General features: G+C 72.3%; 11 protein-coding genes and 1 pseudogene. 7 read left to right on the top strand and 5 right to left on the bottom strand.

The features are described 5' to 3' along the window. Nucleotides 1-136: 136 nt before the first annotated feature. Together ACLIN4_RS34405 and ACLIN4_RS34400 are read right to left on the bottom strand one after the other, a co-directional pair. Nucleotides 137-1240 carry a cytochrome P450 gene (locus tag ACLIN4_RS34405; protein ID WP_411576558.1) on the bottom strand — a complete coding sequence of 368 codons (1104 nt, stop codon included), beginning with the start codon at nt 1238-1240 and terminating at the stop codon, nt 137-139. Nucleotides 1241-1607: 367 nt separating this feature from the next. After that, the gene (locus ACLIN4_RS34400) at nt 1608-2141 is read right to left on the bottom strand and encodes an acyl-CoA dehydrogenase family protein (RefSeq protein WP_411576557.1); all 534 of its coding nucleotides are present in this window, start codon (nt 2139-2141) and stop codon (nt 1608-1610) included. Between ACLIN4_RS34400 and ACLIN4_RS34395 the strand changes: the two genes are divergently transcribed. The 5 genes from ACLIN4_RS34395 to ACLIN4_RS34375 all read left to right on the top strand — a co-directional run bounded on the left by ACLIN4_RS34395 (nt 2096) and on the right by ACLIN4_RS34375 (nt 9405). Continuing rightward, nucleotides 2096-2518 carry a DUF6003 family protein gene (locus tag ACLIN4_RS34395; protein ID WP_100046922.1) on the top strand — a complete coding sequence of 141 codons (423 nt, stop codon included), beginning with the start codon at nt 2096-2098 and terminating at the stop codon, nt 2516-2518. The genes ACLIN4_RS34400 and ACLIN4_RS34395 overlap by 46 nt on opposite strands. 460 nt (nt 2519-2978) lie before the next feature. Then, entirely contained in the window at nt 2979-5561 is a 2583-nt protein-coding gene (gene lanKC, locus ACLIN4_RS34390; RefSeq protein WP_411576556.1) for a class III lanthionine synthetase LanKC, read from the top strand. A gap of 52 nt (nt 5562-5613) precedes the next feature. After that, nucleotides 5614-5742, top strand: a complete 129-nt coding sequence (locus tag ACLIN4_RS34385) for a SapB/AmfS family lanthipeptide (RefSeq protein ID WP_018849360.1) — start codon at nt 5614-5616, stop codon at nt 5740-5742. A gap of 118 nt (nt 5743-5860) precedes the next feature. Then, complete coding sequence (locus tag ACLIN4_RS34380) at nt 5861-7609, top strand: ABC transporter ATP-binding protein (protein ID WP_411576555.1); 1749 nt, start codon at nt 5861-5863, stop codon at nt 7607-7609. Beyond that, entirely contained in the window at nt 7606-9405 is a 1800-nt protein-coding gene (locus ACLIN4_RS34375) for an ATP-binding cassette domain-containing protein (RefSeq protein ID WP_411576554.1), read from the top strand. The genes ACLIN4_RS34380 and ACLIN4_RS34375 overlap by 4 nt, the downstream gene beginning before the upstream one ends. Nucleotides 9406-9451: 46 nt before the next feature. On the opposite strand, the gene ACLIN4_RS34370 is transcribed toward ACLIN4_RS34375, so the two are convergent. Continuing rightward, a complete protein-coding gene (locus tag ACLIN4_RS34370) occupies nt 9452-10051 on the bottom strand; it encodes a response regulator transcription factor (protein WP_100046927.1) in 600 nt (199 codons plus the stop codon). A gap of 753 nt (nt 10052-10804) precedes the next feature. Here ACLIN4_RS34370 and ACLIN4_RS34365 point away from each other — a divergent pair. Beyond that, a complete protein-coding gene (locus tag ACLIN4_RS34365; RefSeq protein ID WP_411576553.1) occupies nt 10805-11329 on the top strand; it encodes a hypothetical protein in 525 nt (174 codons plus the stop codon). Between the two features lie 125 nt (nt 11330-11454). Here the strand turns inward: ACLIN4_RS34365 and ACLIN4_RS34360 are convergent. Further along, nucleotides 11455-11505: pseudogene (locus tag ACLIN4_RS34360) on the bottom strand (hypothetical protein); the annotation flags it as partial. After that, the gene (locus tag ACLIN4_RS34355) at nt 11499-11873 is read right to left on the bottom strand and encodes a nucleoside hydrolase (RefSeq protein WP_100046919.1); all 375 of its coding nucleotides are present in this window, start codon (nt 11871-11873) and stop codon (nt 11499-11501) included. The gene ACLIN4_RS34355 and the pseudogene ACLIN4_RS34360, both read right to left, overlap by 7 nt. A 408-nt stretch (nt 11874-12281) precedes the next feature. Between ACLIN4_RS34355 and ACLIN4_RS34350 the strand changes: the two genes are divergently transcribed. After that, nucleotides 12282-12830 carry a hypothetical protein gene (locus ACLIN4_RS34350; RefSeq protein ID WP_411576552.1) on the top strand — a complete coding sequence of 183 codons (549 nt, stop codon included), beginning with the start codon at nt 12282-12284 and terminating at the stop codon, nt 12828-12830. Nucleotides 12831-12886 lie beyond the last annotated feature (56 nt).

The following is a 12886-nucleotide window of genomic DNA, read 5'->3' as shown; positions in this document are numbered from 1 at the left end:
GGTACAGGTGGCGGTGGGTCACGCGGTGGTCGCGGGCCGGTCCTGGGGGCCCTTGGCCGGCGTGTGACGGGTGCGTTGTCGGGCCTCTTGAGAACGATGGTCACTCATGGACGGGCCTCTCCGTGCACGGCGCTGTTCAAGGTCGGGGCGGGGTCACCCCGTTCTCGGTGAGACGGGTCCAGCCTGCCGGCGGGGCGAGGAGCGTGCGGGCATGGGGCTTGCGCCTTCGGAGCCGCACCTCTCCCCGATAGTTCCGAAGGATGAGGCAGCCGAGATGTTCCAGGGCTTTGAGGGCGAAGCCGTTCGCCGGACACATACCCTCCCCCTTCCCGAAAGGGAGGTAGGACCGCCTCTGGTCATCGGTCAGTTTCTCCCAGCGCGAGGGACACACATCCAGCGGCCTGTCCCATACGGCCCCTGACCGATGGATCGCGTGCGTGCCGATCAGAACATGCTCACCCTCGCGGACCGAGACTCCGGCTATTTCGTGATCGGTGGCGGCCACCCTGACCAGACGCCATGCTGTTGGGTAGAGGCGCAGCGTCTCCCTGACCAGGGAACGGATCTCTTCGGGCCGTACTGTTGGCCGGTTGTAACCGTACCGAACGCCGAGAAGCACTACCCATTCAAGAGCTACGCCGGTGAAGCCGACCGTGGAAAGGACGAGCCGCTGGAGCAACTGCGCGCGATCCGCCGGAGACAGTTCCCCAGGCAGACCCAGAACCAGATCGACAAGGTCCTCCGCGTCCGCCGAGCGCACCGGCAGTCGTCCCAACTGCTCTGCGAATCCGGCCCGGATGAGGGGTACCGAGCGGTGGGGTCTTCGCACCATGCGGCCGACAATGTCGTCCGCGACGACGCTCGATGTCACGTAGTCATCGACAAGCGCGTTGATCTCGGTGTGGCGCTGATCCGCTATGGCGGGAGCGAAGTACCGCCGGATCAGTCCGACTCCCCACCGCTGATGCCGCAGACGGCTACGGTTGTCGCTCAGAACACGAATGGCGGCGTCAACGTCGAAGGCCGAATCGAGATCATGCCGGGCCAGGACTTTGATCAGCTCGCGTGACGCCTCGGTCCGTATCAGATGGGAAACGGGCGTCGGCCCCAGCCGGAAGAACCCGGACTGCGACAGGTAGTTCTCAGCCGAGCCGACCAAAACCTCCCTGGCCGCATGGGCGTCGGCGATGAAAAGAGTCCCGAAGCGCAGCCTGAACGGCCCGTCGGTGTCCGCCGCCAACTGCTCCCACCGCCGCAGGTGAGACCACAGACCACGTCTATTCAGGAACACGAGGTGTTATGCCCGTCTGGCAGGGGGTGGGAGGCGGCGATCCGATCGAGGCCCGCCCGAGCGGCTCAGGACACCAGGGTGTCATCGTCGGATGACGACGGCGCGGCTCGGCATTTCCGCTGCGCGTCCCGCGCCACAGCCACAGTGTCAGTCACGCTGCCCATACTCGACAAAGTACCCGTGCAAACGTGCACGCATTTCACCGCTGAGCGCCCGAAGGCCGCTGGCGATCCACGACATCGTGATCCTCCTTGTTGAACGGTTCCTTCTTTGTACGCGCCTACTCAAGGCATTCCCGGTCCGCTTGACCAGGACGTTACCTTAATGGCAGAAGCGGGTGAACAGGGCAAACCAGCCAAGGGAGAGATCTTTTACTGCACCGTCTGCCGCCGACCGCTTCGCGGAATTGCTTGGCCCCTTCGATCACCCAGGCATCGCCGTCGCGACGGGCGGTGGTCCGCATGCCGGCCGCGATGTCGGAGCCGTCGAGCGGTTCCGACAGCGCGAACGCTCCCACGGTCTCCATCCTCGCTATAACCGGAAGCCAGCGGTCGCGCTGCTCCTGGTCGCCGCCCGCCTGAATGGCGTACATCGCCAGTCCGTTGTGGACGCCGAAGAAGGTGGCCACGGATGCATCGACGCGGCTACGGCGAGCCAGGGCCGGCAGTGCGCCGTGGGATGCCTGAGCAACCGGCGAGTCGGACAGCGGTTCGGACGTCCAGGGGGCCCGGCAAGCGGTGAGAGGGACGGCGGCGGGTACAGGGGGGCCGTCAGGACACGAACTTCGCCTGGGAGGAACTGGTGATGACCGACGACGCCTACCTCGTCCTGCTGACCGAATCGGCCGCATCGCTCGGCACGCCGCTCGCGGCGGTGGGGGACGTGGCCTGTATGGACACCCCCGCGGTCCGCGGGTGGCTCGACGCGCAGGGTGTGACCGCGTCGTCTCCGGGGCTCCGTCTGGTGCCGCCGGAGGAGACGGCGGCCATCCCCGAGGACGCCGAGCGGCTCCCGGTCCCCCTCAGCGAGGAGGAGCTCAGTCGCCTGCGGCACACGGTCGCGCCGGAGAGCATCGCCCGGCTGGAGGAGGAGCTGCTGGCCTACCGTTCCTGTGCGGACGGCCGTGAAGCACTGTTGACCCGTGCGCTCGCGGCCGGTGTGCCGGCGCACCGCATCGCGGAACTGACGGGCGAGGAACTGAGCAGCGTCAAGGCCGCCGTCCGGTAAACCCCGGTTCGAGGGGCGTCTCGCCGTCGGTGGCCTGCGTCATCATGACGCGCGCGCCTGGATTCTGCTCGTGCTGTGCGGGTCGCCGCTCGCGGCCGCGCTGGTCGCCAAGAGCGAATCCGTCAGGGGGGCGGCACTCGGGCCGAGCGCACACCGACCCCAGCCCCCGCTAGGTACGCGAACAGGTGGCTCGACTCGGCCGGGGCCGCGTCTTCTTCGCCCTTGCCTGTGGTGCGGACCGGCATGAGGACCTCCGCGGCGAGGCCGGACGCGACCGGAGCCCCGTCGTGGACGGCGAGATGCGCGATGCGCGCGCCGGCCAAAGCCCCACCACGACGGAAGGGGTGCGCCTAAGTTACCTGTGCGTTCCGCACGTCGGAGAGGTGACAGCTGTGACTGTCGCCGGTGAGGCGGCCCGTGACAGCGTCTTCCCCGTCACCGACCGGTGGAGGGAGAAGGCGTGAACAAGGGCTACGCCGTGTACTGCGACGCAGACCCGCACTTCTACGACGCGCCGCACCGTGCCGCTCCCGGTACGGCGACCGTCGGCACCCGGTACGCGGTCGCCGACCTGCCGGTGCCGGCGGGATGGCGGCGCACCGAGATCGGCGACTGGCTCGCACTGCGCCCCGTGGACGCCGTACTGCCGGCGCAGGGCTGGAAGATCCACCTGTCCGCCTGCCTGGACAACGCCGAGTCCGTCCTGGCGCGGGTACGCGAGTACTGCCTCGACCGCGCCGTCGCCTTCAAGTTCGTCCCGAGCCGCTATCTGCTGCACCAGCGCAACGCCAAGTACGCGGACCGGTCGGGCAGCGGGAAGTTCGTCACGGTGTACCCGGCGGACGAGGCGCTGTTCGAGCAGGTCGTGGGCGAGCTGTCAGCCCTGCTGGACGGCGAGCCCGGGCCGCAGATCCTGAGCGACCTGCGGATCGGCGGGGGCCCGGTGCACGTGCGTTACGGCAGCTTCACCCGCCGCAACTGCTACGACGACCAGGGGGAACTGCGGCCCGCCATCGCCGATCCCTCCGGCGAGCTGGTGCCCGACGTCCGCGGACCGGTGTTCCGCGTACCCGACTGGGTGAGTGTCCCCGGCTTCCTCAAGCCGCACCTCGACGCACGGGCGACGGTCACGATGACCGGCGTCCCCTACACCGTCGAGTCGGCCATCCACTTCTCGAACGGCGGTGGCGTCTACCGTGCCCGTGACACCCGCACCGGCGAGACGGTCGTCCTGAAGGAAGCCCGTCCGTACGCCGGGCTGGCGGCCGACGGCGCGGACGCGGTGGCGCGGCTGGACCGTGAGCACCGGGCCCTCGAGCGGTTGTCGGGGCTGGCCTGCACACCCGAGGTGCGGGACCGCTTCGCGGTGGGCGAGCACCACTTCCTGGTCCTCGAACATCTGGACGGCAAGCCCCTCAACACCTTCTTCGCCCGGCGGCATCCGCTCATCGAGGCCGCACCGGACGACCGTCGGCTGGCGGAGTACACCGAGTGGGCGCTCGACATCCACGGCCAGGTGGAGCGAGCCGTGTCGGAGGTGCACGCCCGGGGCGTCGTCTTCAACGACCTGCACCTGTTCAACATCATGGTCCGCGACGACGGACGCGTGGCCCTGCTGGACTTCGAGGCCGCGCACCACGTCGACGAGCCGGGGCGCCAGACGGTCGCCCACCCCGCGTTCGTGGCTCCTGCCGGTCGGCGGGGCACCGCCGTGGACCGGTACGCGCTGGCCTGTCTGCGCCTCGCTCTCTTCCTGCCGCTGACGAGCCTGCTGGCCCTGGACCGGCGCAAGGCGGAGCACCTCGCCGACCTGATCGCCCGGCAGTTCCCCGTGCCCCGCGCGTTCCTGGACGCGGCGGTCGACGAGATCACCAGCGCTCCCCCCTCGACACCGGTCGTCCGCCGCACCGGCCGGCCCTTCGTCCCGGTCCCGCCCGGCGACTGGCCCCGCAGCCGGGACTCGATGACGGCGGCCATCCTCGCGTCGGCCACGCCCTCGCGCGAGGACCGCCTCTTCCCGGGAGACGTCGCCCAGTTCGCCACCGCGGGCGGCGGGCTCTCGTTCGGCCACGGAGCGGCCGGGGTGCTGTACGCCCTGGCCGAGAGCGGTGCGGAGCGCGACGAGACCGCGGAACAGTGGCTGCTCGACCGGACGGCCCAGCCGCCCTCGGGGATGCCGCTCGGCTTCCACGACGGGATCGCCGGCACCGCCTGGGTCCTCGACCGCCTCGGTCACCGGGACCGGTCGATGGACCTGGCACGGATCCTGGTCGGGCAGCCGCTCGACCGGCTCACCGCGGACCTCCACAGCGGGACGGCCGGGATCGGGCTCGCCCTGGACTGCCTGGCCGCCCGCACCGGCGACACCGCCCTGCGCGACGCGGCGACGCGGTGCGCCGAACTGAGCGCCCGCCACCCGGCCGAGGACGCGCCGGGCCGCCGCGGCCGGGCCGGACTGCTGTACGGCGCGACGGGCAGTGCCCTGCTGTTCCTGCGCCTGTACGAGCGCACGGGCGACGTCGGCCTGCTCGATCTCGCGCGCGACGCGCTGCGCCGGGACCTCTCGCACTGCGTGCGCGGCGCGGGGGGAGCCCTCCAGGTGGACGAGGGCTGGCGCACCATGCCGTACCTGGGCGCCGGGAGCGTGGGCATCGGCATGGTGCTCGACGACTACCTCGCGCACCGCGCCGACGAGCAGTTCGAGCGGGCGCGGACCGAGATCGTGCGCGCGGCGCAGGCCATGTTCTACGCCCAGCCGGGGTTGTACCGGGGGGTGGCCGGCATGGTGCTCTTCCTGGGGCGCACGACCGCCACCGGCCCGGGAACCGGCTCCGCGGCGATCCGGCGGCAGATCGACGCCCTGACCTGGCACGCCATGTCGTACCGCGGTCATCTCGCCTTCCCCGGTGAGCAGATGATGCGTCTGTCCATGGACCTGTCCACCGGAACGGCCGGGTGCCTGCTGGCCGTCGCCTCCGTCCACGGCGACCGGCCCGCCGGTCTGCCGTTCCTCCCCGCGCCGAGAACCCAGCGGCGCCCATGAGCCGGCCCCGTCGGGGCCGTGAAGAGAACCCGTCGTACGGAAGGAAGATCACATGAACCTGTTCGAGCTGCAGTCGCTGGAGACCCCGAAGGAAGAGGCCATGGGCGACGTGGAGACCGGCAGCCGCGCGAGCCTGCTGCTCTGCGGCGACAGCAGCCTCAGCGTGACGACGTGTAACTGACGTCGTCCGAACCGGCCGGCACGGTGGACGCGACACACCGCGTCCACCGTGCCGGCGCGCCTACCACGAGAGGGGCAGACCGGTGGGAATCGCTCCGGTCCCGGGGCGGACGCCTCCGGTGACCAAGCCGCCCGGCACCGGCCCGGGCCGCGCGCCGGAACTCCTGGTACTGGGGTGTTCGGCCGCCGCGGCCGCCGCCGCCGTAGCCCAGCCCTTCGTCCTGGGCCGCACCCTCGACATGCTGCTCGGCGGGCACCACGCCAGTCCCTGGCTCGCGGCGAGCGTCGCCCTCCTCGTCGGCGAGATCCTGCTCGACGGCCTCACCGCGTTCCTGACCGGCCGGTGCACCGCCGACTGGACCGCCGCCATCCGCTCCCGCGCACTGCGGGGCCTGCTGCACGCCGTGCCCGACACCGCCCGCGCGCACTCCCCTGGTGACGTCGCGACCCGGCTCACCCTGAACGCCTCGGACGCGGGCGCCGCGCCGACCGCCAGGGCCGCCCTCGCGGCCTCGCTCGTCACACCGGCCGGCGCCCTGGTCGCACTGGCCGTCGTCGACGTGTGGGTCGCCGCCTGCGTCCTCGTCGGGCTGCCGGCCCTGGCATTCGTACTACGGACGTTCGCACGGGACACGGGAACTTCGGTCGGGGCCTACCAACGGGTGCAGTCGGACATCGCCTCCCGGCTGCTGGAGGCCGTCGAGGGCGCGGAAACCGTCGCCGCCGCCGGCACCGCCGCCCGCGAACGCGAGCGCGTACTGCGCCCGTTGCCGGAACTGGGCACGCTCGGTGCCCGCATGTGGAGACTGCACGGGCGGGCGCTGGCCACCGGCGGCGTGCTCGTTCCGCTGCTGACCGTGGCCGCCACCGCCGTGGGCGGGCTCAGGCTCGGAGCGGGTGCCCTGACCGCCGGCGAGTTGCTGGCGGTCATCCGGTACGCGCAACTGGCCGCCGGAATCGGTGGCGCGGCCACGCTGGTCGGTGCGGTGGCCCGGGGACGCTCGGCCCGGGAGCGCACCCGCGGCCTCGAAGCACTGCCCGCCCTCTCCTACGGACCCCGGACGCTTGCTCCGGGAGGGCCGGGCACGCTCGAGTTGCGCGGGGTACGGGTCTCGCGTGACGGTACGGAAGTCCTGCGGGCGGACCTGCTGACGGTGCCGGGCGGCCGGACCACCGCGGTCGTGGGACGCAGCGGCTCCGGCAAGTCCGTCCTGGCCGCCGTCGCCGGCCGGCTGCTCGACCCCGACCTGGGACAGGTCCTGCTGGACGGAACACCTCTCGCTTCGCTGACCCGGCCGTGCCTGCGCGCCGAGGTGGGATTCGCCTTCGCGCGTCCGGAACTGGGCCAGTGCACGGTCGCGGAGGCGGTGGCCGCCGGCCCTCGCGCCGTCTCCCGCCACCAGGTCAGGTCGGCCGTCCGCCTCGCCGGTGCCGACGCCTTCGTGCACCGGCTGCCGCAGGGGTACGACACACCGCTCACCGACGCACCGCTGTCCGGCGGTGAGTACCAGCGACTGGGGCTGGCCCGGGCGTTCGCGCACACGGGCCGGCTGCTGATCATGGACGACGCGACCTCCAGCCTGGACACCGCCACGGAGCACGCCGTGGAGCGGGCACAGCGGCGCTCCCCCTCCGTCGTCACCCGTCTGGTCGTGACGCACCGGCCGTCGGTGGCCGCACGGGCCGATCTGGTCGTCTGGCTGGAGGACGGCAGGGTCCGGGCGGTGGGCCCCCACCGGCTGCTGTGGCAGGAGGCCGCCTACCGGGCGGTGTTCGGTGCCCCGGAGGAAGGTGCCGGAGCCCCCTCACACGACGACGGGACCGCCACGGGGCGGGCCGGCTCGCTGCAGAGGGAGGCACGGCCGTGACCTGCGCGGAGGAGGACCGACGAGGCCCGGCGGACGGCCACCGCCGATCGGGAGCCGAACACCGGCTCGGACCGCCCGCCCGTCGTTTCCTGGCCGAACACAAGGCCGTGCTCGCGCGGCTCGCGGCGTGGTCGGTGGCCGAGTCGGCCCAGACCTTCCTGGTCGGCTACGGCGTGGCCCAGGCCCTCGACCGAGGTTTCCTCGCCGGTGACACCGCGACGGGGCTCGGCTGGCTGGCCGTGGCGGCCTGCGCGGTGCTACTGGGAGCGCCGGTGATCAGAGGGGTCTTCGCCGAGCTGGCCGGGCTGACGGAACCGCTGCGTGACCGTCTCGTGCACCGGGCGGTGGACCGGTCCCTGGCCCGCGCCCTGACCCGACCCGGCAGCGGGGACAAGGCGGCCGTCTCACGGCTCACCAACCAGGTGGAGATGGTGCGGGACAGCTTCGCCGGGCTGGTGCTCACCCTGCGCTCGTTCGTCTTCACGGCGGCCGGCGCACTGGCCGGCCTGCTGTCGCTGCACCCGGCCCTCCTCCTGGTCGTCGTACCACCGCTGGCCGGGGGCATGGCCCTGTTCCTGCTGACGCTGCGTCCGATGGCGACGGCCCAGCGGCGGGCCCTCGCGGCGGACGAGGCGCTGGGCGACCACGCCGCGCGGGTCCGAAGGTCGCTGCGCGACATCACCGCGTGCGGTACGCAACAGGACGTGTCGAGGGACGGAGAACTCCTCGTCGCGTGTGCCGCGGCGACCTCCCGAGTCCTCGCCCGCTGGGCCGCGGTACGCGCCGTGTCCCTCGGGATCTCGGCCCAGCTGCCCGTGCTGCTCCTGCTGGTGACCGTGCCCTGGCTGCGCGCACGGGGTGTCACCACCGGTGCTCTGCTGGGGGCGTTCACCTACCTCGCGCAGGCGCTGCTGCCCGCGCTGCACACCCTCATGACCGCCATCGGCGCGGCGGGGAGCCGGCTGCTCGTCGTCCTGGAACGGTTCACGGGCCCGGAGGCGAACCCGTCCCTCGCCGGTGCGTCCCCCCTCGCGTGGCGGGTGGCCGTCCCCAGCCCGCCGGCTCCGGCCCGGCCACGGGCGGCTCCCGCGGTGGAACTGTGCGGGGTGACCCTCCGGTACGGCGCCCGGGCGGAGCCGGTTCTCGACGCGCTGGACCTGTGTGTCGAGGACGGCGAGCACGTGGCCGTCGTGGGCCCCAGCGGCATCGGCAAGTCGACCCTCACCCGGATCGTCGCCGGCCTGTGCACACCGCAGACCGGTACCGTGCGGGTCGCCGGCAGGGAGGTCATCGGCCACCTGCCGGCGGAGCTCCGCGCGCTGCGGGTCCTGACCCCCCAGCAGGCGTACGTGTTCACCGGGACGGTCCACGACAATCTGACGTACCTGCGCCCCGACGCCTCCCGGACCGCAGTCGAGGCCGCCGTCCTGGAACTGGGCGCTGCGCCCCTCGTCGAGCGGCTGGGCGGGCTCCACGCGACCCTGCGGCCCGACGCGCTGTCCCAGGGCGAGCGCCAGCTGATCGTGCTGACGCGCACGTACCTGTCCCCGGCCCGGCTGCTCCTCCTCGACGAGGCGACCTGCCACCTGGACGCCGCGTCGGAGGAGCGCGCCGAGAAGGCACTGGCCCGGCGTCCGGGAACGCTGCTGGTCGTGGCCCACCGCATGTCCTCGGCGGTCCGGGCCGACCGGGTACTGCTGCTGGACGGCCGCCGGGCGGCATACGGCACACATGGGGAACTGCTCGAACGCTCCTCCCTCTACCGCGACCTGGTGGGGCACTGGAGCCGTACCTGAGGGTGCGAGGTTCGCGAGCGGCGTCTCCGTACGCCCCCGGCCGTCCTCACAGCCAGCCGGCGCTCTGGACTATGCGGATCGCGTCCACGCGGTTGCGCGCCCCGACCTTCCGGATCGCGCTGGCCAAGTAGTTGCGGACCGTCCCGCGGGACAAGTGCAGACCGACGGCGATCTCGGCGACGGACGAGCCCCGTGAGGCTTCGGAAAGGACGCTCAGCTCACGGGCCGTCAGCGGCATCTCCAAGGCCCGCAACAGCGCGACCGTGAGCCGCTCGTCGACGAAGCGCTCCCCCTTGGCCACCATGTGCACGGCGTCGATCAGCCGCCGCGCGGGCGCGTCCTTGTCCAGGAACCCGAGCACGCCGGCGTCGAAGGCCCTGCGCAACACCCCCGGCCGCTCGGGTGCCGCGAGGACGACCAGCCGCGTCCCGCACCGGTCCCAGAAGGACGCTCGGGCCACTTCGTCCCGCGGGCCCTCCAGGCAGTGCCCGTCGACCACGCACACGTCCACGGGCAAGTCCTGGTCGTCAGGCTCGTCACCGCGAGCCGGCATGGACGACACCTCGAGTCCGTCGGCGGACCGCAGCAGTTGCACCAACGCCGACCGCAACAGCGCGGCGTCGTGCACCACCAGAACACGGACCATGTGCAACCCCCTGCCTTCCCCGGTCGCCCCCACGGACCACCGGGCTCGTCCCCCAGTCCCCAAGCCGTGTGCCCCTGGGCGCCGCCCCAGAAGCACGCAGCCCGGTCGGACGGGGGCGAAGCGATACCAACACGCCGTTCTGGACGCCCGGAACGCGGCCCCCGGCGATGCCGGATCAGGCCGGAACACATCCGTCGCACACCAGTTCGCCGCGATGCGCGCGAGACGCGGGGCGCGCCTTGGCTGCTCCCGGGGATGCCGTGAAGGCGGAGGCACGACGGCCGGGGCGGACTTGCCGGAGCGGGCCGGTGTCACCGGAGCGTCACAGACTCAAAACAGGCGAAGTGAATGTGGCTCGATCGGTCCGTCCGTTCCCTCTCCCGGAGCATGCGCTGGTAGGGAGCCCGGCGGTGCGGGCCGCCGAGACGCCCACGGCGGACAGGGCGACGTGTCGACCAGCATGGCCACTTCGGCGGCCGTGCCCTCGCTCCACCAGTACGCCGGCGCGCCGAGCAGGATCGGTGCACGGTACGGCGGCGAACGGCGGCCACTCGTCGGGTACCGCCCGAGTGCAGAGCTGCCGACGCGCGCTGCTCGACCGTATCGGTCCGGGGCTCGCGTGGTGGGGCGGCTGCAGCCCGGACGCGCCGCCGTCGGTGAGCGCGCCCGCACACGATCTCCATGAGTGGGAGAAGGCGGGGTAACCGGGAGAGGACGACACTGTCCCCACTCCCCTTCGAGGAGGCCCGCGCTGTGCTCTCGCTCAAGCGCTTGCTCGATCGCAGTCTGACCGCGCAGGCGACCCTCGCCTTCCTGCTGGTACTGGGCATCACAGCGCTGATCCGCAAGGGCGAGCATCCGGCTGTCTGGGTGTTCCAGAGCGCTCTCTACACCGGGGTCGCCGTCGTGGTCCTGGCCGTCCAGCGCCGCCGGGCCGCCCGGGCCGCGGGCACCGACGCGGGCGGACTCGCCGAGCTGAACCGGAAGATCCGGCACCATGAGGTGCCGCAGGCCCCCGAGGAGCAGGCGGTCATGCGACGGCTGGTCGCCGAGCAGCTCGGCCAGATGGAGCGGGCGGGCAAGTGGCTGCCGTACTGGCTCGGCGCCATGGGCCTCGTCGCGGTCGGCATGCTCGTCCTTGGGGCCTTCACCGGGTCCTTGGCACTCCCCCTCCTCTTCACGGTCGGCACGGTCGCGCTGAGCTCCTGGGTCCTGTGGATGCGCCCCCGCTCCCTGGACCGCCTCCGCCGGATGCGCCAGGCCCTGCGACAGGAGTAGGCGGCCGGGGAAGGCGGGGACAGTGGGCCCCCGTACACCTCCGCACCGTGCTCGAGCTTGGCGTCCGGACCGAAGGAGCCGCCCATCAGGTAGGCGGAGCCCACGGCTTCGGCGAAGTCGCCGTGGCGCTGGAGGGTCCGGGCCAGGTCGGCGAGCGGTCCGATCGCCATCACGTCGACCTCGCCGGGCGAGGCCCTGACGGTCTCGGCGAGGAAGTCGGCGACGTCGAGGTCGTCGCGGACCGGCTCGGTGTGCAGGTCGTCGAAGCACTGCCTTCGTGGCCCGGCCACCACGCCTCCTCCTTGCCGGACAGCGTTTCCGCGGTGCTCGGGACGACGGTCGGGGTGTGACCGGCGAGTGCGGCGAGGCGGTGGGCGAGCCGGGCGCGCAGCAGGGTGTCGCCGTAGACGGTGGTGATGCCGGTCAGCCGGACTTCGGGCGAGTCGAGGAGGACGCCGAGTGCGAGGGCGTCGTCGACGTCGCTGCCGATGTCGGTGTCGAGGACGAGGGGGCGGGTTGCCGGGTGGGAGTCGTTCTCGGGCATGCGGGGCTCCTTGGGCGGCGCTGAGGCGGTTGGGGTGGTGGTCGTGCTGGGGTGACGCCCCACCAGCCGAGACCGTCCATGCGGGCGGCTTCGACGAGTTCGCGGGGCACGGCGAGGAAGAACTGCCGCAGCCGGCGAGGACTTCGTCGGCCCGGCCGCAGGGAGCCTGCCAGTACCCACAGCAACGGCAGGGCGAACAGCAGGCCGATGACGGCGACGACGACGGGGGCCTGCCGCAAGGGCGCGGTCCGCCGTCGGGCGGGCGGCCGGGTCGCGGGAGGCACGGAGCCCATGGTGGCTACTCCTCGCCGCGTATCAGCCGGTACTGATGCCGACCACCACCAGGGTGACGGCGACCAGGAGGACCACTTCGGCTTCGGCGTAGTTGATGCCGCCGACACTGTAGGCGTGGCTGAACCCGACGCCCGCTACGCCTCGTTCGCCTCCTACGACGCCTCCCTCTCCAGCTTCACCGGCCCCGACGGCTCCCCCTCGGTCCTGACCGACCACCGCATCGTTCCCGACCTGGGCAGTCACAACCCGTGCGGTACTCGCCGATGTGCGACAACCTGTGGTGGGGCCCAGGGCGAGGTCGTCGCCAACCCCATGCCCGACGGCACGGTGGACACGGGCTGCCGCACGGACTCCGACACCCGCCTCGCCGCCGACGGAACGTACACCTACGTCGTCGGCACGGAGGAACAGCGGACGACCGTCGAGAGCGTTCCGGGCGTCACCTTCCTGCCGCTGTCCGCGGCGACACCGGAAGACAAGCACCTGCTGATCCTCCGGAACATGCTGGCCGACCCGGACTTCGCGGAGGCGATCCAGCGAGTTCCCGTCGGCAGCGACCCGGCCCGCACCGCCGAGGTGATGGGTGACCACTACCCGAGGACGGCCTACTGCGACCTGGCCTCACTGACCGCCTCCGGTCCGCAGGCCTGTCCGGTCGTCTGACGACGAGTGCCTCGCTCGCTCCGACGCCGGACGAGACGGGGACGGCGGCGCTCCGG

Origin of the sequence: Streptomyces mutabilis, assembly GCF_046628145.1 — a bacterium.
In the GTDB taxonomy this organism is placed as follows: Bacteria; Actinomycetota; Actinomycetes; order Streptomycetales; family Streptomycetaceae; genus Streptomyces; species Streptomyces mutabilis.
The sequence above is the reverse complement of the archived record's forward strand: the minus strand, read 5'-3'. Positions and strand labels throughout refer to the sequence as shown.

Coding starts and splice junctions, on each gene's coding strand:
- ACLIN4_RS34395 (WP_100046922.1), top strand. CDS start 2,096: ATGACCGACGACGCCTACCTCGTCCTGCTGACCGAATCGGCCGCATCG.
- ACLIN4_RS34400 (WP_411576557.1), bottom strand. CDS start 2,141: ATGCGGCCGATTCGGTCAGCAGGACGAGGTAGGCGTCGTCGGTCATCA.
- ACLIN4_RS34385 (WP_018849360.1), top strand. CDS start 5,614: ATGAACCTGTTCGAGCTGCAGTCGCTGGAGACCCCGAAGGAAGAGGCC.
- ACLIN4_RS34370 (WP_100046927.1), bottom strand. CDS start 10,051: ATGGTCCGTGTTCTGGTGGTGCACGACGCCGCGCTGTTGCGGTCGGCG.
- ACLIN4_RS34355 (WP_100046919.1), bottom strand. CDS start 11,873: ATGCCCGAGAACGACTCCCACCCGGCAACCCGCCCCCTCGTCCTCGAC.